Source organism: Echinicola sp. 20G (genome assembly GCF_015533855.1).
Classification (GTDB): Bacteria; Bacteroidota; Bacteroidia; order Cytophagales; family Cyclobacteriaceae; genus Echinicola.
In genome coordinates, this window is sequence record NZ_AP024154.1 from 4,486,473 (window position 1) to 4,506,450 (window position 19,978).

Annotated in this window: 11 protein-coding genes; 8 read left to right on the forward strand and 3 right to left on the reverse strand. The window is 38.5% G+C overall.

The genetic code is table 11. The annotated features are described in order from the left end of the window. Window positions 1–10: 10 nt before the first annotated feature. Window positions 11–2,482, reverse strand: coding sequence for a PIG-L family deacetylase (locus JL001_RS18205; RefSeq protein WP_200978798.1), 2,472 nt, complete (start codon window positions 2,480–2,482; stop codon window positions 11–13). A 281-nt stretch (window positions 2,483–2,763) separates the two neighbouring features. On the opposite strand from JL001_RS18205, the gene JL001_RS18210 reads away from it, so the two are divergent. The 4 genes from JL001_RS18210 to JL001_RS18225 are packed head-to-tail and all read left to right on the forward strand — an operon-like array spanning window position 2,764 to window position 5,252. Next, window positions 2,764–3,432, forward strand: coding sequence for a DUF4136 domain-containing protein (locus JL001_RS18210; RefSeq protein WP_200978801.1), 669 nt, complete (start codon window positions 2,764–2,766; stop codon window positions 3,430–3,432). 12 nt (window positions 3,433–3,444) lie between these two features. Next, window positions 3,445–4,050 (forward strand): OmpW family outer membrane protein, encoded by a 606-nt coding sequence (locus tag JL001_RS18215; RefSeq protein WP_200978803.1) that lies wholly within the window; start codon window positions 3,445–3,447, stop codon window positions 4,048–4,050. Window positions 4,051–4,074: 24 nt separating this feature from the next. Next, a complete protein-coding gene (locus tag JL001_RS18220) occupies window positions 4,075–4,623 on the forward strand; it encodes a DUF4136 domain-containing protein (protein ID WP_200978805.1) in 549 nt (182 codons plus the stop codon). 26 nt (window positions 4,624–4,649) lie between these two features. Then, window positions 4,650–5,252: a hypothetical protein gene (locus JL001_RS18225; protein WP_200978807.1), complete on the forward strand. Its 603-nt coding sequence runs from the start codon at window positions 4,650–4,652 to the stop codon at window positions 5,250–5,252. Between the two features lie 96 nt (window positions 5,253–5,348). Here the strand turns inward: JL001_RS18225 and JL001_RS18230 are convergent, their stop codons facing one another. Both JL001_RS18230 and JL001_RS18235 read right to left on the reverse strand, forming a co-directional pair. Next, window positions 5,349–9,665 (reverse strand): cache domain-containing protein, encoded by a 4,317-nt coding sequence (locus JL001_RS18230; protein ID WP_200978808.1) that lies wholly within the window; start codon window positions 9,663–9,665, stop codon window positions 5,349–5,351. Window positions 9,666–9,983: 318 nt separating this feature from the next. Further along, entirely contained in the window at window positions 9,984–10,472 is a 489-nt protein-coding gene (locus tag JL001_RS18235; protein WP_200978809.1) for a hypothetical protein, read from the reverse strand. Window positions 10,473–10,630: 158 nt separating this feature from the next. Here JL001_RS18235 and JL001_RS18240 point away from each other — a divergent pair, with 158 nt between their 5' ends. From JL001_RS18240 to JL001_RS18255, 4 genes are all read left to right on the forward strand, one after another. Next, window positions 10,631–17,263, forward strand: a complete 6,633-nt coding sequence (locus JL001_RS18240; protein ID WP_200978810.1) for an MG2 domain-containing protein — start codon at window positions 10,631–10,633, stop codon at window positions 17,261–17,263. 123 nt (window positions 17,264–17,386) lie between these two features. Next, window positions 17,387–17,737, forward strand: a complete 351-nt coding sequence (locus tag JL001_RS18245) for a hypothetical protein (protein WP_200978811.1) — start codon at window positions 17,387–17,389, stop codon at window positions 17,735–17,737. 275 nt (window positions 17,738–18,012) lie between these two features. Next, window positions 18,013–19,161: a Gfo/Idh/MocA family protein gene (locus JL001_RS18250; protein WP_200978812.1), complete on the forward strand. Its 1,149-nt coding sequence runs from the start codon at window positions 18,013–18,015 to the stop codon at window positions 19,159–19,161. 75 nt (window positions 19,162–19,236) lie between these two features. Further along, entirely contained in the window at window positions 19,237–19,941 is a 705-nt protein-coding gene (locus tag JL001_RS18255; protein ID WP_200978813.1) for a pseudouridine synthase, read from the forward strand. Window positions 19,942–19,978: the final 37 nt, after the last annotated feature.

Below are 19,978 nucleotides of genomic sequence, written 5' to 3' on the forward strand. Positions count from 1 at the left end.
TACCGACGGTTCATCCATTCCCTTGTTCAATTAAATTAACAAATAGCTTTATTGCTCCAGGCACACCTGCGGGCAAAAGTCTAAACCAAGATATGCCCGAATATGTATAGGTTCCTTTTCCATAATTCACTAAAAGTAAACTTCCTTTGCTGGGGCTTTCACCTAGATCATGCATGGAAATAGGCGTAACATAATGCTCATCCCAATGATCAGGAAAGTAAAGTCCCCGCTCCTGAATCCAATTATCAAAGTCCTCCATACCGATCTTGTTGGGACCTTGCATGACTTTATGGGCTTTGAAATCAATCTCCACTGGTGAGTCTTCCACAGAGACTCTTTTTCTGGATATATCAAATGGATATGGCCCAAGATGATTTGTTTTCAACGAAGCAGTAGTATTGTATTGGACAATTAGGTTTCCTCCACTTTCCACATATTCCATCAGTTCATTGAATTGTTCAACCACCTGATCATTTACATTAAATGCCCTGATCCCAATAATGACAGTGTTAAAAGGAACTAAACTTTCTTTGGTCAGTCTTCCATTTTCCAACATGGTTACATTGTATCCCAAGCTTTTGAGCACCTCAGGAACATCATCACCCGCTCCCGGAATATACCCAATACGTTGATCACTCATCTTCAAATCTAGCTTGATCAAATCAAAAGTAGCTTTAGGAAAATAAGTCAATTCAGGAATATGCTTGTAAGAAATATGCCTTAACCCTGTATCAAAAACATCACCTGACACTGTTACGTATTGGGCCTTTACGGTTGTTTTTCCTAATTTGGCATCTCCATTAATACTGAGCTGATAAACTTTTTCTTTTTTTCCAGGAAGACTAAATTCATTGAGGATTTTATAAGCTCCTTGGGGAAGTCCAATCAACTCCAACTTTCCATCCACGATGTCTTTGGCAAAACTTACATTTATACTGAAAATTGCAGGCTTACCCGAAATGGCATATACTTGTTCTTGTTCAATAGAAAGTTGTACGGGTGGTAAAACGACAAAAGGCTGATTGACCTCGCCATCTACAGGGTCATTGTATTTGTATTTTAGTGGAATATCCATTTCCAACAATTCATCAGCTACCTTGAATGTCACTTTTCCAGATACGGTTGGATCGTTAAAAGGCATACCAATTTTGCTTTGCTCCTTAACTTGAAATAAATTCTCCTGTGGTTCATTTTCAATCCAGTAAGGCTGAGAAATGGGACTATCCTTTCCAAACTCCAACCTGATAGGCTCTCTCTTCACTTCATTGTTTGTCAAACTAGTATTGATCGAATGGTTCCCTCCTTGTACGTCAATCTTCACTAATTCCACAGGCACTGTGGACGGATTATTAAAAAGTAATGTTGAAGACAGTTCTTCTCCTATGTAAGCTTGCTGCTTTTCTGCTAGAAATTCAATCTTCAAACCAAGTGCTTGGGCTATGATTTCTTTGATTAGTTTTTTCTTGTCCAATACCCACTTTTCCGAAGAATCAACATTATCCAATAGTTTTTTTATCTCGATCAAGGCCGGAATATTTTTATCCAAATGGACAAAATCAAATTCCTCGATCGCTTTATCCAAGGCCTCCTTGATATGATCTCCTTGCGCTACATTATCCCATCTGTTTTCTATTCCTTCAAAAGGGCTAGATTTAAACTTCTCTCCATCCACTAATTCTATGACATCCTCACTATTCCCAACTGAAGCTGTTGATCCAAACCCTTGGGATTTGTGCATGGTCCTGCTATCGGCTGCTATTTGGGCATAAGTGGTCCCTAGAAGGTCATCGTACTCGCCCACTGGAAATGAATGATATACACTTCCAGATTCAGGTTCATATGGTCTTCCCCAACTGTAAGCATTCCAAAAGACTCTCTTTGTCTTCCAAGTTCCTACCATTTCCAATTGTTCTGGGAATGCATTGGAGTCTGCCGCAGCAGAAAAAGCTTCTGTAGATAAAATAGCAGAAGTAGTATGATGTCCGTGCGTAGTTCCTGGAATGGTGTTGAAACGATTGATAATTATGTCTGGCTGATAATTTCTAATTACCCAAACTACATCCGAAAGGAGCTTTTCTTTGTCCCAGTTGTTCAGTGTTTCATTTGGATTTTTACTGTACCCAAAGTCAATCGCTCTTGAAAAAAATTGCTGGCCACCATCTGTCTCTCTAGCTCTCAGCAGTTCCTGAGTCCTGATCATGCCCAGTTCCACTCCTAGCTCCTTTCCTATCAGGTTTTGTCCTCCATCTCCTCTGGTCAATGATAGGTAGCCTACTTGTACATGTTCCTTATTCCCTAAATAAGCTATGAGCCTGGTATTTTCATCATCTGGGTGGGCAGCGATATACAATACACGCTTGGTCTCCCTAAGCTTCAATAACTGATGATATATTTCTGATGAAGGGTGTCTGTCAGCACTCCATGAAACTAGAGGACACAATACAGAAAAAAGAAACAAAAAAAGCGAGGTATTAAGCTTCATACAAATAGGGTTAATTAGACGAATCTAAAATAAGTAATTAAGATGGGAAACCATTTTTATACTAATGGTTAATCAACGGAAAAGAATCGAAAGTGTTTTTTCATTTTTTCAGTCTTTCTTCGATTAAAAAGTCAAACAACTGTGACTCAGGCTTTGTTATTAAACAAATTGGCAACATTCATAAATTTTAGCAAACCAATAAAAAGTATTAAAAGGTAGATGCTTTTAATTTCATTAATTGAATTGTAATTAAATGTCGTTTTATATAATCATTTTCCTTTATGCTAAGAAAGCTTAAAACCAACATTTTAGTCGCCAGTCTTTTTATGGCAATAGGCTGCACACCCAACGGTGCAGAGTTTGTTGACGAACTGGACCTGGTATTGACTATCGAAGATCCCGATGTCAATTATGACGACTACGAAACCTATTATATGCCCGATAGTATTGTCCTTATATCAAATGACAATAATTCTGAACTGGATAAAGTCACCGAGCAATTGATCTTGGTAAAGATTGATGAACATTTCCAACAAATGGGCTGGGAGAAAAGGGTAAATGCAGAAACCGACGGGTCAGATGTGGTGCTGCTTGTATCTGTTATAGACTTGGTGAATTTCCAGATTGTCGGCTGGTGGGATTATTGGGGTTGGTGGCCAGGCTGGGGATGGTATGGCCCTGTTTATCCTCCTGGAGGATGGTATCCAGGTTATCCAGGTGGCTGTTGTTATTTTGGTGGGGTGTATTCTTATAGAGAAGGAACACTGATCATTGAAATGGTTGACCCGAACAATGCCACGGCAAATTCGGATAGTGATCCAGATCCACTTCCTATTTTATGGGCAGGAGGTTTGAATGGCCTCTTGGAAGGTAGCCAAAGCAATCTCAACAATAGAATTGATCGTGGCCTTGACCAGATTTTCGCGGACTCACCTTATTTGAACAAATAATCCCACAGCATAATGAAATTGAAAATATTATTAATAGCAATACTGACAATTGTGGGACTTAACACAGTTAATGCCCAGCAAGGATATTCTGAATTCCAACTTAACTACTTACCATCATTACCTCTTGGTGAAACTAAGGATTTTACCAGCAAGTTCTCATTTAGAGGTTTAGGAATCGAATACAATTATTACATCCAAGATCATCTCTCTATTGGACTTGCCACTGGAATTGTCACATATTACGAAGCGAGCGATGGAATTCAAAGCCTAACCGTAGTAGAAGATGGTAATAACGTTACCCTAAGTGCTAAACAATATAACTACACCAATGTAGTCCCTATCCTAGCCAATGGCACTTACTACTTACAGCCTTCAGGTCAGGTGCAACCTTATATTGGTTTGGGGATAGGAGGATACTATGTCATGCGTTGGGTAGAGATGGGACTTTATCAAGTAAAAGATGATAAAATGCAATTTGGTGTAGCACCTAAAGTTGGTGTCATGGCTCCTTTGTCCTATGGACTGGCCCTTAACCTAGGCCTTCAATACAATAGTGCTTTTGGTGACCAACCTTTCAATAGTCTGGATTTCAAAATAGGATTAGCTTGGAAATATTAGCCTTAACCTAATTAATAACCAAAAATGAAAAGATACATAGCAATTGCAACTGCCCTAATGGTTTCAATTATTCTTAATTCCTGTTCTGTAGGTAAAGTATTGGACACCTCTTCTGCCCCGGATTTCAGCATCAGTGATTATCAAAGCTTTGATTTTTACAAAACGGATTTGGATATCACTGAAATGCCAGAATACGGAAAACGAGTGGATTGGATCAAAGAAGCCATTAAGAACAAATTGTCCACGATGGGCATAGAACAGGACACTGACAATCCTGATCTATTGGTAAACATTGGTATCGTCCTGGAAGAAAAAGTCCAAACAAGAGAAACAGACCTTAGAAGTGACCCTCCCATGTATGTAGGCCAAAGGAATTACCATTGGGAAGTCCAAGAGGTACCAGTGGGAACCTATAAGGAAGGTACTTTTACCGTTGATTTGGTAGATAAAGAAACAGACAAAATGGTATGGCAAGGCATATCCCAGGGCGTTATCACAGAAAATGATGAAAAAGCTAAAAAATACATCGTTGAAGGAGTGAATAATCTTATGTCAGAAATAGAAGAAAAATAATCGTCAAAACAAAATATTCAACAATCATGAAAAACAAAATATTCTTACTCGCATTTCTCTTTTGTGCTTGCTCGAGCTCTACCTCAATTGTCAGTTCTTGGAAAAACCCAGATGTACAAATGGGTGATGTTGATTTTTCCAAAATTATTGTAGCAGTACTGGGTAACTCTGAGGCCAATAGAAGAATTGCTGAGGACAGGGTAGCTGGATTAAATGACAAACTTTTTCCATCCTATCAAGTTTTAACCAATGAAGCCACTGCAACTGATAAAGACAAAACCGGGGACATTCTTAAATCCGAAGGATTTGATGGAATCATTGTAATGAAGCTGTTGGATAAAGAGAAAAGTCAAAACTATGTCCCAGGAACATATACGGGTGGATATTGGAATATGCATCCTTACTACTGGGGAGGTTTTGGATATGGTGGATACTATGATCCAGGATATTATACCGAAGACACTAATTATGTCATAGAAACCAGCTTATACGATTTGAAAGACAACTCCCTCGTTTGGTCTAGTATCTCCAATACCGTCAACCCTTCTTCTGTTGAAAAAACTGTAGAACATATCGCAGTACAGTCTTATAAGCAAATGAAGGAAGATGGTTTGATTCCTGCTGAATAAATTATAATTGATTCCTTGAATCAGCAAATCAAAAATACCAAAGCGGCCGTAATTATGGCCGCTTTTTTTAGTATCTATTTTTACAGATTAACTCTCCTAACCTTTTACAGATTTGCCTATAGCAAACAATCCTCCTAATCTCAAGAGTAAGGTTAATGCAGCACCGGCTGAGGCTACAACCGTATTGACTTCACTCAGCACATGGACTTTTCCAAAAGAAATAAAAACCAATAAACTGATCACCACCAGCACGAGCACCGCTGAGGCGGTATTCCAAGTGCCCTTTTGTTTAGACTCCAATTCTCTGGCCAAAGCTTCATTGCTATTAACCTTTGAGAGGACAAAATTGGTAAAACTCTCATTCATCAACCTCAAAGAATGATCAAATATCAAAATCCCTTTGTGCAAAAGGTCAATGATCCCATCCACGTTGTTGGTATTTACAAATTTATCCTTTGCAATATCAAACACGATGTACCTTTCTTCTTTGGAAAGACTGTTCCAAATGGAGTAATAATAAGAATAAGAAGTTTCCTGGATATTCAGGATTATGTCTTCATCGGAAACGTCTTCAGCATAGAAATCTGACTTTAGGTAAAGTTGATTGAGATACTGCCCATGACTCAATTCCCCCTTTAGTGTTTCGTTGTTATGGCTAGCAAGAACCTTTTCTTCCCATTTGTCTGGTAATGGATCAAAAGCAATGCTGATTCGGTAAAAGCCTCCTAACAGATACAACCACATTTTATAGTCAGACTTCAACCGGTCCATTTCTTCAAAATTGACATCCTTTCCGGCTGATAGCGCCTTATCAAATTTCTTGATTTCATCTTCGTAATGCTCATAGATTTTGACCGGACTGATACAAGATGAAACTACCACCCTAATGGAGGGATTATTGACCAATCGCTGTAGAATATTAAGCTTAACGCGATTTAGCGCAAAATCATCATAATCAAATTCAAAATGCTCAATGTACACCATGGCCTGAAAAGGAAAGGCTCCAGCATATGATTCTGCATCAAACTTATTGGACAATGCCCTTTTTAATGAATCATGTCCTCCCCTGGCAGCAATAAACAGGTACTCCAAGGGAATATTCATACCCAACTCCTTGTTTTCAAAAATATAATCCTTGACAGTGGCAGTACCTGTAGAAGAAGACTCATTTACCAAATGATCTAAATCCATATTCAACAAGTTGGGTAACTGCATCAGGTCAAGTGTATAAAAATCGTTTTTATACTCCTTTTTGAGGCAATTGTAAATATTCCTGATATGCGAAGCATTAATCCCTACCAGTAATGTATTGTTGAAATTGTCCAGTTGAATATTGTTCACATTGATTCTTCTCAATCGATCTGACTCTGCATAAATCTGGATCAATTGTTCCCCATGCTTTTCAAGGTTATTGTTCAAAATCAACTTATCTGCATAAGCCTTAAAGTCCAAACCGAATATTTTCTGGGTTGTTGCTCGTAATAAAACATAGTTTAAAATGACCAAAACTACCATCAACGCTAAAAACAGTATTTTATACTTTCCTAATAAAGCCGAAAATGACATTACATCACCACTAGCAGCTATCCCCTTTTGCTGCCCCTGCCCCATCAGGTAAAAAGTGTCATCCCCTAAAAAATACCATTTCTCATCGCATGCCTTATCTCTTACATAACCTTCTGAATCGTTACCATATTGATTGAAGTCAATCCGCATCTTGGGATAAACCTTATCAAAATAAGAGGTGGCTTTCGACAGTCCCGCTGTTTCCAAAACAACATTTTCAGTTATTATGTCAGAATAAGCTTGGTACAGCTTTTCCTTTGTTTTCATACTCCTGATAAATTCCTCCGCACTTATTACCTTTTCGATCTTCTTGTTTTCTGCCCAATCATAGTACTGTGCTACTTTTGCACCCTCCCAAGCTACATATTTATTAACAAGTTCATGTTTTGCATACTTGAGAAGCAATTCGTTTTCCTTGTTATAGCTAATGGAGAAAAAAATAAAAGTGGGTACTACTGAAATCAATGTCAACAATGAAAAGACAAATATCTTATATGACATATAAGTCTTCCATTTTTCTCCAGATTTGACTTCTTTATCACTATGTGTATCCTTTAAGACATAATCCAACAAGAAATAAATTATATAGGCCACGATAGCCATAAATATTACATCTGTGACCACAGATACTACAGAAATTTGAAGATTTCTATACAAGTGAATAGAACTAAATATAAAACATAGGCCTACGATAATAAATAAAACCCTCAGTGGAACCGTATTTTCTCCCTTATGAAATAATGTGTAGAGTTTCTTACTATTGGGCAATCTTTTGGATAAAACAATATAATTGATGGCCATCCATATCGCTCCGATCATAAGGGTCTTTTGAATCAACATATCCGGATAGTTTGAAAACTTACCCCAACAAATAAGAATATACAGAACTCCCAATGCATTGATATATCCCAATACCATATAGGTCACTTTAAACTCATTTAAAGGATAGGTATACGGTCGAAGCCAATTAAAAATAAATATCTTTTGCCTCAGTTTATTGGCTTTAACTGAGAACAAATACATCAATGCATAGAACATGAAAAGCAAAGTCAAATATCCCAATTGCATCTCTAAAGTAAGGTTTATGGCAATGGCATTAGGGGAATTGATATATTGCTGATCTGCAAAGGTGGCCAAATAGTAACCATCCACAAAGTCCAGCTTGTTCACTGACATATAATGTGGCTTGTTCATATAATTGACCGATTCAAAAACCGATGTACCACTCTTCAAATAAGGCTGAAACTTTTCTCCTGTTTCCTCCAAAAAATTCTCATTTAGGTTTCTCACCTTCTCAGAGTGAAACAAGGTTTTACCTGTTTCATCAAACAGACAAAAGCCATATCCCTTATCCAATATAGGGTCAATTAATGAGGATAAAGAAAAGCTACAGGCCAAGGCTTGTAGGTATGGATGTCCTGTTGGTATGCCTATGCCGATTTCATAATTCCCGTCACTCACCGACCTTATGGACTCAAAATAAATAGGCATATTGTCAATTTTTTTATGCTCACCGTTGACATTTTTCATCACATAATTTCTGTGACTAAGGTTTGACAACTGTTTGGGTTTATTTTCACTGGAGATATAAATCTTAACCTTTCCTGCTGAATCGGTCCAAAAAATCGAGTTAAAGTAGGCAAAAGCATCAACCAATTTATCCAAGTCAACTGGATTTTCAGATGGTAAGGCGTTTTTAAAATCCTTTCCTCTTACATTATGAAAAGCGGCATAATATGGCCCATTTGCTGATGTCATACCCGTCTCATCTGGCAAACTGTAGAAAAAACCGGACACCGATTTTAACTGGTTGATCATCGGATCAAATTTATATTTACTACCATTTTTCCATTCTTTTTCATTATTCAATAGTCTTTGGTAGTCCAGTTCAGAAGTATCCGGCAGTTGATCTTTGATGATATTCAGCAACGCAATGACATTCCGAAATTCTTTTTGAAGATTATTGCTTAAGGTACTGTTCAATACTTCTAAATTCACTTTGGTATCATGCCTCGACTGGATCAATTGGGTGGTAAAAAACATGAAAAGCAGGATAATTACGGCCGGGAGAACCGTTATGGATGCTCCTGTAAAGAAGACGTCTTTGATATACAACCTTTCCACATTGCTCATGATGAACAACTTAATAATCGGTAAGGCCAGCACAATAAGAATAACCAGTATAATTGCAAAAGAGATAAAGAATACGGAGACCTCTCGCTTTTCGTCATTAAACCGGTCAGCATCAATAAACCCACATACATATATCATGCTTTCGTCATCATTACAATGAAGGCTGTTAAAGGTTGTGTAGCTGGCATAGCCTAAGTCGAGCTCAAATATGTTCTTGGTCTGAAAAACATTGACTATACTGTCTTTTGAGTAATAAAGGTTTCCAATGTCCTTGTTACTATACAATGTGATAAGGTCTTGCTTTTTCCCTAGCTTAATTTTAATAATACTTACAAAGTCAAAAACATCCTTTCTGTATACCAAAGGATTTTCAAAGATTTCATCATACTTTTCGCTGGCAACTGTGACGGTATCTTTTTGTTTAGCCTCGCCCTTGATAGTAGTATCCCTTATTTGTTTATAAAGAATTTGATGGTCCTCATATTCAAAGAAAATTTCACCTCTATTCTTCAATGAATCCCTATTACTGATGATCTTCCTATTATTTTCCAGCAGGTTTTCAATATTGTGGTTGATATTATTGAGCACCCTTTGATTATTGGAAATCAGGGTTTTTTCATTGCTTTTTACATACACAAAAAAATAGAACATAAAGGAAAGCGCAATGAGCACCATGGTTGTCAAAATGACAACCCCTTTCTTGGAGACATGCATAAGTCAAAATTTATATTATAACTAGCGATGTGTGGTTCTTAGAATCAATCCTATGTAGCTGGATCTTTCTATCATGAAGACCATCCAGACTTGGTGAGGGCTGGACGACTTACCTTTTTCCAGAAATGTGGTAGTTTGGATTCTCCTGATCAAAAACTTCAATAGTTTATATACCCGCAGCTATTGCCTTAAGTACTTTGGGGAGAAAAATAATCTAAGCGTCAGAAATGGTAATGTATTACAATTTATTCTATTCGTTATAAATTTAACTCGTTTTTAGTGATTTTTCAATACCAAATACACGGTATTCTCAAGTAATTATTGATTGATATTATGGACCAATTCTTCAAAAAGTTCCTGATAGTCATACTGCAAGTCTTCGTGTAAACCTCCAATCAGTTTTTCAATCTTATTCAATTGCATGACATAAAGATTATTGATTACTGGATGATTAAAGGATAAAAAACCATGTTCACTTAACTCTCTGCAAAAAAAGGCAATCAGCTCAATTTGGGTAGGTTTATCTTTGGTAAACTTTAAGTATTTGTTCAGCTTCCTCCTAATAGCTTGGGCTGATTTTTTGGCAAAATGTGCGTGATCCAAATTAGCATTTTCAAATGCTTGCTGAAGCTCTTCTTCTACCATTTCCTGAAAGAAACCGGGATTTTCCCTTCCATAAATCTTAAAAAATAGAAACTGCTTATTGTCTGTAGTAAACTTCGCTGTTTCCATTAAAAGGCCAATCAATTCTTCTTCAGGCAAATGGGAAAGCTCTTTTTTAATCTGGGCAAGGCTGGGAAGTTTCATAGATTACCAAAAGTATCAAAGATTAACCTTTGGCCAACACAATTTATCCAACTTTCTGTAGAATATCTCCGTAATATTAAACTATTAGTTTAGCAACACGTGCTATTCTGCTTCTAAAATCAACATTGACTTTTATAACCCAATCAAAAAATACTTTTATGCCAAAATTCTTATTGTTATGCTGTTTAAGCATTTTAGCCCTTCCTGTGTTTTCACAATCCGACTATCAAAGTCAATGGAATCGGGTAGAAAAATTGGAGATTAAAAATTTACCAAAGTCAGCCCTTCAGCTTACCGATTCTATTTATTCCTTGGCCAAAGAAGAAGGCAATTCCCCTCAGTGGATCAAGGCTCTAATTTACAAATCCAAGTTTGCCCTGACTTTGGAAGAAGAAGCCCAACTGGCCATAATCCAGCAGTTCCAAATAGAAATCAAATCGGCCAAAACACCTGAAAAGAATATCTTAGAAAGCATGCTGGCCCAGTTTTATCATGACTATTTCCAGCGAAACAGATGGAAGTTTTACAACAGAAGTAATACAGCAAGCATCATAGACAGCACAGATTTACGCACTTGGGACTTGAACAATCTTTATAAAGCTATCCATAAACATTATCAAAATTCCCTTCAAAATATGGATTTGCTCCAAAAAACTGCTCAGGAGGATTTTGAAGCTATTTTGAATAAACAAGAAAAAACAGTTCAACTGAGACCCAGTTTATTTGATCTATTGGCACATAGAGCCATTAATTTTTATCAAAACGGTGAAAGCAGTATTAACCAACCTGTGCAACCATTCCAAATAGATCAACCTGATTATTTTGAAGCAATAGAGTTTCTTCCAAATTATAAGTATAATTCTTTCTCTCCTACTTATGAAGCGTTAAAAATATATAAAACACTTATCCGATTTCATTCAAAAGACTCCAAGCCTGATGCCATGGTTATGGCAGAACTGGATCGTTTGGAATTCATTTCAAAATCTTATGTAGGAACCGAAGGGTCAGCCCACTATGAAAAAGCCCTTAAAAGTTTATTGGATAAATATAAAGATCAAGAAATCAGCTCCTTGATTACCTATCATTTGGCCAAGTTTTATAATCAACTCGCACAGGAATATCAATCAGGCGAAAACACCACTTATCAATTCAAGAAGAAAGATGCCCGTCAACTTTTGTCCGAATCACTAGATAAATACCCTAATAGCTTTGCTTCAGGTATCCTTCACGATTTGATATCTATTATAGACCAGCCGATTTTGAGAATAAAGATGGAGAAGTATTTGCCATCAAATCAACCTGAACGTATCATGGCTGAGTACAAAAACATGGATAATTTAAATTTCAAACTTTATCCTTTATCAGCTCAAGAGCAAAAGACATATCAGGGTCTTCATAATGTTGGTGACAAAGATAGATTCATCCAATCTCTAGACCTGGTCAATAGCTGGGAAAGCAGTTTGATCAATGAAGGAGATTTCCAGTTCCACGGAATGGAAAACATCTTTCCAGCCATGCCTATAGGGACTTACCTACTCACAGTACAAGGTCAATCAAATGCTCCCAATGATGTAAATCACAGAAGTTACAGTATTGTACAGGTGACCGACCTTGCCCTCATCCAACAACGGATCGGTAATTTACTTCGTCTCCAAGTTGTCAACCGAAACAATGGCCAACCAGTTTCCAAAGCAGAAATCACCTTAGACGGTTATAAGCAAGGAAACTATACTACTATCAAGGGTGGTTTGGTCACAGACCAAAATGGCTTTATAGAGGTACGTTTCAAAGAGGATTATTACAATATCAGCGCCACTGTACAGAAGTTTAAAGACAAGGTCACTTTCGGAAATTTAAGTTACTATAATCGATATTCCAGTCAGCAAGCTAATACTAAAATTAACAGCCAACTTTTTACTGATCGAAGTATTTACAGGCCAGGACAAACGGTTTACTTTAAAGGCATCCTTTTTACCCAAAACCCACAAGGCAGTAAGGTGATGGAAAAGGAACCTGTGGAAGTTACACTCTATGATGTTAATGATGAAGAAGTTTCCACCCTTTCGCTCTGGACCAATGAGTTTGGCTCATTTAATGGAGAGTTTGTATTGCCTTCAAGCGGACTGACTGGAAAATACTATCTAGAAGTCAGTGAGGATTATGATGAAGAAGGCGGTGATAAATTTAATGAATATGACTTTATTGATAGCGAGCATTACTTCTCGGTGGAAGAATACAAGCGCCCCACCTTTGAAGCTAGTTTCCACCCCATACAAGAAGAATACCAAGTAAATGACAGTGTTAAATTAAAAGGAAAGGCTGAAGCCTTTTCGGGAAGCAAACTCTCCAATGCCAAGGTGGTTTATCGGGTACAACGTAAGGTGGAAATGCCTTTTTGGTATTATTTCAGAACAAGTTTTACAAGAGGCCAATCCCAGAAAATTGCACATGGTGAATTGGAAACGGACCAAGACGGAAATTTCACCATTCCGTTCAAAGCTATTCCGGATCCAAGCGTGGACAAGGAACAGCAGCCGGTTTTCCACTATGAAGTGACAGTCGAGGTGACGGATATCACCGGGGAAACCAGAAGCGCCCAAACCACAGTAAATATAGGCTATCATGCCCTGATGTTGAATTTAGAAACCCCGGCTAGCTGGACAAAACAGCAAGATAGCCTTTCCATTCAAGTCAGCAGCACCAACCTTAATGGAGAATTGGTTCCTACTAAGGGAAAATTAAAAATCTATAAACTCCAAGCTCCAGACCGGGTTTTAAGAGAATCTCCATGGAACGCTCCTGATTATAAACGTTGGAGTAAAGAAGAATTTAAAACCCTTTTCCCTCATGATCCTTATGATAAAGAATCCTCTGTGGAAAATTGGGACAAGGGAGAAGTGGTCGGTGAAACAGACTATGATACAGAAAATTCCGCATCCATCTATTTTACAGATTTCAAAGGTTGGTCAAACGGACAATACCTCATAGAAGTAGAAGCGCTTGATAAATATGGGCAAAAGGTTAAGAACAAGAAGTTTGTCAAATTGTTAGATAACAAAGCAAAGGAAATTGCCGAAAACCAACTGTTGGACATCAGCTTGGACAAAAAGCAGTATCTACCAGATGACACGGCCAGATTACGAGTGGGTACCGCTGCCAATGACCTGACTTTGGCCATTATGGTAGAGAAAAATGGTAAGATCCAGAGCACTCGATTAATTAAACTTGATGACAACTATAAGTATTTGGACATTCCTGTGAAAGCATCCGATTTGGGAGGCTTTATCATTCATTACAGTCTAGTCTTTGCCAATTCTGTCAAAATCGGTCAGATAAAAGTAAATGTCCCTTACCCAAAAAGAGACCTTGAAATCGAAACGATCAGCTTCAGGGATAAAATGCAGCCCGGATCCCAACAATCATGGACTTTTAAAATCAAAGGCCCTCAAAAAGACCGGCTTGCTGCCGAGCTATTGGCCAGCATGTATGATGCCTCTTTGGACCAATTTGAACCACACCGTTGGACTTTTAATCCAAACAATAATAAAAGCTATTACAGTCAGCTATCCATTGGCACAGGTTCAAGTTTCGGTTTGGGTTATTTTGAAAGAGATCACTTTTATCAAAGCATTCCCCTAACCACGATAAACTTCACTGAATTTGAATGGTTCGGTTTTGACTTTACGAATAGTTATGTCAATCATACTTACCTTAGTAAACTTAGGGAAAAGTGGATACCCATAAAACCTATAATCAATACTTCATTTGATCCAACTCTGGAAAAGGGAATGGTAAAAGGTCTGGTGACCAATATGGAAGGCAAGCCATTGCCAGGAGTTTCCATAGTCCGAACTCTGGACAAAACCGGAACGGTAGCTGATATTGATGGCAACTATGTTATCAAAGCCAAAAATGGGGATCAATTAGAGTTTAGCTTTATAGGGTTTATCAGCACAAAAACTTTGGTTACTGGAAAAGTCAATGTGATCAATGTAAAACTTCCAGAAGATATTGGCAACCTGGATGAAGTAGTGGTAGTTGGCTATGCAGCCCAGAGAAAGGAATCTTTAACTGGGGCTGTAGCTGTGGTGGCTGATGAAGCTGCACTTGAAGAAGTACTTGAAATACCTACAACTAAACAGCCTAGTCTAACAATTCGAGGAAATGGCTCCAATATGGAAGGAGCACTTTATATCATCGATGGAAAAGTGGCCAGCTCCTTTACTGGATTTGAAAAAGATATTATTTCCATGAATGTTTTAAAAGGTGATGAAGCAGTAGCTCTTTATGGGGCAAAGGCTGCCAGTGGAGCTATTGTGATCACCACCCATGCCGGACAAGCTGAATTGGAAAGACAAATCAATCAGGTCAAGGCCAGAACCGACCTGAGAGAAACAGCTTTCTTCTATCCTTCCCTTCATACAGATGAGGAAGGAAATATCAATTTTACCTTTACCGCCCCCGAATCTCTTACCCGCTGGAAACTGCAGTTGCTAGGCCATACCAAGAACCTTGATGTGGTTTACAAATCGCTTGAAACACTCACCCAAAAAGACCTAATGGTCGTTCCCAATGTGCCTAGGTTTTTTAGGGAAGGCGATCAGGTTCGTATCTCTGGAAAGATCTCCAATCTCACCGATCACACGCTTAACGGTAAAGTAAAACTAGAGCTAATAGATCCTATTACCGGTGAGAATATTGATGCTCAACTTGGAAACGAGCTATCAAGTCAAGATTTCCAAGTCATTAGCAGAGGCAATTCAGCTATCCACTGGACCATCAGCATCCCTGAAGGTATCCACGCAGTTCAATACAAAATGGTAGCTACTGCCGGGGACTTTGCTGACGGAGAACAAAATACCCTTCCAGTACTCTCAAATCGAATGTTGGTGACAGAAACTATGCCCATGTGGGTCAGCCAAGCAGGAAAAAAGACTTTTGAAATGGAAGCCTTAACGGATATGCAGTCCAATACCATTCAACATCATAACTTGACCTTGGAGGTCACCTCCAACCCTGCTTGGTATGCGGTAAAGGCACTGCCTTACTTAATGGAGTATCCTTACGAGTGCTCTGAACAAACCTATTCCCGATTCTTTGCCAATGCTGTAGCCAAACATATCGTGGACAATCAACCCAAGATCAAAGCGATGTTTGAACAATGGAAAAAACAGGGCGCTGATGCTTTACTAAGCAACCTAGAAAAGAACCAAGAACTGAAGTCACTGATTATTCAGGAAACTCCTTGGCTGAGAGATGCCCAGTCAGAAACTGAACAGAACCACCGGACGGCTTTGTTATTTGATTTAAACAAAATGAATAATGAGCTAAATCAAAACATCTATAAGCTTAAAGAAATGCAGTTTAATACCGGAGGATTCCCATGGTTTAAGGGCAGCCAATATGCTAATAGACATATTACGCAACACATCATTGTTGGACTTAGTGAATTAAGAAGTATGGACATTCAAGCTGCCAATGGTCCAGACGTGGAGAAAATCATAAAGAAAGGCATTAGCTATCTGGATCAAGAGCTTTTGGAGGATTATAGAAAGTTAAAAGCAGAAGCAGATCGGATCAAGAAGAAAAGCAATAATGAAGCAGAAGGCTTTAATGATGCCCAAAACTTCCTGAATAAAAAACACATTCGCCCCATACATATTTCTTACCTCTACTTGAGTTCCTTGAACATCAAAAAGGACTATCCGAAAGAATTGGATGAAGCCATTACTTATTACAGAACCCAAGCTAAGCGTTTTTGGGCGGAATTTGGTCTACAGGAACAAGCCTATATGATTTTGATAAGTCATCAACTTGGCGCTAATGACACCAAACAGGCCATCATGAAATCATTGGTTGAAAACAGTATTACGAGTCCTGAATTGGGTATGTACTGGAAATCCAATAAAACAGGATATCAATGGAGTGAATCACCGATAGAAACGCAATCCCTATTGATCAGGGCTTTTGCTGAAGTAGACATAGATGATGAACAGAGTGATGAGCAACAGGAAATTATCAACCAGATGAAAATTTGGCTGTTGAAACATAAGCAGACCAACCGATGGAGCACTACTAAGGCCACTACTTCTGCTGTCCAAGCTTTGCTGCTAGAAGGTAATGATTGGCTGAGTGTCACCAAATCCGTCAATGTAAGGGTTGGAACCGAAAATATCTATCCCGATCGAGATTCAAACATTGCAAAAGAGGTTGGCACTGGCTATTTTAAAAAGTCTTGGCATGCAAATGAAGTTAAACCCGAAATGGGTAATGTTACCTTTACAAAAGAAACTACAGGTGTCACCTGGGGAGCACTATATTGGCAGTATTTTGAGGACTTGAACAAAATAAACAGTAGCACCGCTACCCCGCTGAAAATCACTAAAAAGCTGTTTATCAAAAGCAACACGAGACAAGGTGAAACTTATAAACTTGTTGATAAATCCAATCCAGTTCATGTAGGTGATTTAGTCAAAGTAAGAATAGAGATCAAGATAGACAGGGACATGAATTTTGTCCACTTAAAAGACATGCGGGCGGCAGGTTTCGAACCGATCAATGTGCTCTCTTCCTATAAATACCAAGATGGTTTGGGCTACTATGAAAGCACCAGAGACGCCAGCACCAACTTCTTCTTTGAGCAACTAAAGAAAGGTGTCTATGTATTCGAATATGAACTTCGGGCCAATAATGCAGGCATTTTCTCCAATGGCATCAGTACCATTGAGTGCATGTATGCGCCTGAATTTAGCAGCCATTCAGAAGGTATAGAAGTGGAGATAATTGAGTAGATTTGTTTATGGATTTAAACCATTAGTAGGAAGGAAATAATTCTTAATCTTATTTCACTTCCTACTTCAATTAACTGTTGTTCCAATTTATTATCTCTTGTTTCTCATCCAAAGTCTAATTAAATGCAGGAATCCTGGAAATTCAAATTGACCAATGTCCATTCTGGTCCCAAAGATCTGATAAGGGAAACTATCCATAATGAGCAAAAGGAATGGAACATCTTTATTTCCCTGTATGCAAAATTGGACGGAGCCATTGCTGAAGATATATCACTAGAAGAAACCAAGTCCTTGGATACAGATTTCTCGGGAACAGTAACTATAGTTTTTAAGAAGATATATTATAATGCCTGCCTGAATATTCACGAACAGGATAAGGACAAAATCAAACTTGATTATCACATGGATACTGAAAAAGGTGAAATTATGTTCACTGGTCCTCTCGTACCGGAAAGAGGTATGGATGATATCTAGAGGTCAGACATTAGACTAAAGACAAATAGACTTAATTCGTTACTTTTCAACTCAAAAATCCCACTTCGTACTTATCACCACGTTCTTTGTACAAACATGGAGCTCTTTGTGCAAACTTTGCGGCCTTTGTGGTAAATTAAACAATAATCTCTTGACATTAAATGGTCCCAATATCCCAACCACTCATTATACAGCCCATAAATTTGAAAATACGTTTCTTGCTCCTATCTTTATTCCCCATTCTTTTATAATAAAACCTATAGAAACCTAAAACCATGACAAAGACAATCAAAGCTGCCATTGTGGGTACTGGCTTTATTGGGCCAGCTCATTTGGAGGCGCTGAGAAGAATTCCCAACATTGAAGTTATTGCCCTGTGTGAAGTAAATCAGGAACTGGCTGAGGAAAAAGCCAAACTTTTGGGCATTCCCAATGCCTATACTTTTGATGAGATGCTCAAGCAGCCTGAAATTGATGTAGTACACATCTGTACTCCCAATTTCCTCCATTACTCCCAATCCAAAGCGGCCTTGGAAGCTGGTAAGCATGTGGTTTGCGAAAAACCTTTGGCAACCAAAATTGAAGAAGCGGAAGAATTGGTTGCATTAGCAAAGGAAAAAGGATTGGTCAATGCGGTACACTTTAACCTGCGTTATTACCCAATGGTGCGTCAAATGAAGACCATGCGTGAAAATGGGGAGTTGGGAGATGTTTATAGCATCATGGGTTCCTATCTTCAGGATTGGCTTTTTCTCAAAACCGATTACAACTGGAGATTAGAGCCGGACAAATCAGGAGATTCCAGGGCCATTGCCGATATCGGATCACACCTTTTGGATTTGACAGAATATGTGACTGGACTAAAAGTGACAGAAGTAATGGCTGATTTTTCAACCGTACATAAGACACGTTTGAAACCTTTAAAAGCCATTGAGACCTATTCTGGCAAAATGCTTACTGAATCTGATTATGAAGAAGTTGCCATCAACACCGAAGATCACGCTACCGTACTTTTAAGGTTTGACAATGGCAATAAAGGCTCAGTGACCGTAAGCCAAGTAAATGCTGGAAGAAAGAATAGGTTGAACATTGAAATTGCAGGTTCTAAATCCAACTTCGAATGGTGTTCAGAAAAACCAAACGAAATGTGGATTGGAAAACGTGAAACCGCCAACCAGCACCTGATGAAAGATCCATCCCTATTTACACCAGAAGCAGCAGGATTGATCAGCTTTCCAGGTGGACACAATGAAGGTTTTCCAGATACATCCAAGCAGATGTTCAAAGAAGTATATGCTGCCGTAGCCGAAGGCAAACAGCCAGAAACCCCTTCTTTCCCAACATTTGAAGATGGTTACCGCGAATTGCTAATTTGTGAGCGTATCATAGAAAGTAACAAAAAACAAGCTTGGGTAAAGATCTAATCTAATGCCCAACTTTAACTAGTATATGCCTTTCCTGATCTCAGGAAAGGCTTTTTCATTCAACAATCAATCCTCATGGAACTCAGCTTACTCTTTGAAGATGACCATTATGTGGCTGTAAACAAACCAGCAGGGATGATGGTCCACAGGTCCAGCATTGCCATGGATGATGAACCTGTTTACGCCATGCAGACGCTTAGAGACCAATTGGGGTTAAAGGTGTATCCACTTCATCGTATAGACCGTCCAACATCAGGAATCCTTTGGTTTGCCAAATATGCTGAGGCCGTCCCAGCTTTTCAAGAACAATTTATCCAAAAGGATATCAAAAAGTATTACTTGGCTGTAGTGAGAGGTTATACCAAAGAAGAAGCTGCATTGATTGACCATCCTTTGAGGAAAAAGTTAAAAAAAGAATTTCAGGATGCGCAAACGGAGTATTTGAGATTAGGGCAAATTGAAATTCCCTATGAGAGTTCTCCGAGACATTCTACCAGTCGATATTCCTTGGTGAGAGCCTATCCACTGACCGGGAGGATGCACCAAATCCGTAGGCACTTTGCGCATGAAAGGAATTATATTATTGGGGACAATACCCATGGAGACAATCGCCAAAATAGCTTTTTTCGCATGCACTTTAAAATGCACCATATGTTGTTGCACTCCTGGCAAAATGAATTGAACCATCCCATTACAGGTGAACCAATCAAGGTAAAGGCGCCCTTACCGGATTACTTTAATCAAATGTTAGAGGAATTTTCCTGGTCACACTTAATCTGATTGGACCTCAGGTGGATTGGATCAACTTACTTTAATA

Excerpts from the sequence above, each read along its gene's own strand:
- JL001_RS18215 (WP_200978803.1), top strand. The coding sequence starts at position 3,445 with ATGAAATTGAAAATATTATTAATAGCAATACTGACAATTGTGGGACTT.
- JL001_RS18250 (WP_200978812.1), top strand. The coding sequence starts at position 18,013 with ATGACAAAGACAATCAAAGCTGCCATTGTGGGTACTGGCTTTATTGGG.
- JL001_RS18205 (WP_200978798.1), bottom strand. The coding sequence starts at position 2,482 with ATGAAGCTTAATACCTCGCTTTTTTTGTTTCTTTTTTCTGTATTGTGT.
- JL001_RS18240 (WP_200978810.1), top strand. The coding sequence starts at position 10,631 with ATGCCAAAATTCTTATTGTTATGCTGTTTAAGCATTTTAGCCCTTCCT.
- JL001_RS18235 (WP_200978809.1), bottom strand. The coding sequence starts at position 10,472 with ATGAAACTTCCCAGCCTTGCCCAGATTAAAAAAGAGCTTTCCCATTTG.
- JL001_RS18230 (WP_200978808.1), bottom strand. The coding sequence starts at position 9,665 with ATGCATGTCTCCAAGAAAGGGGTTGTCATTTTGACAACCATGGTGCTC.
- JL001_RS18245 (WP_200978811.1), top strand. The coding sequence starts at position 17,387 with ATGCAGGAATCCTGGAAATTCAAATTGACCAATGTCCATTCTGGTCCC.
- JL001_RS18225 (WP_200978807.1), top strand. The coding sequence starts at position 4,650 with ATGAAAAACAAAATATTCTTACTCGCATTTCTCTTTTGTGCTTGCTCG.
- JL001_RS18210 (WP_200978801.1), top strand. The coding sequence starts at position 2,764 with ATGCTAAGAAAGCTTAAAACCAACATTTTAGTCGCCAGTCTTTTTATG.
- JL001_RS18220 (WP_200978805.1), top strand. The coding sequence starts at position 4,075 with ATGAAAAGATACATAGCAATTGCAACTGCCCTAATGGTTTCAATTATT.
- JL001_RS18255 (WP_200978813.1), top strand. The coding sequence starts at position 19,237 with ATGGAACTCAGCTTACTCTTTGAAGATGACCATTATGTGGCTGTAAAC.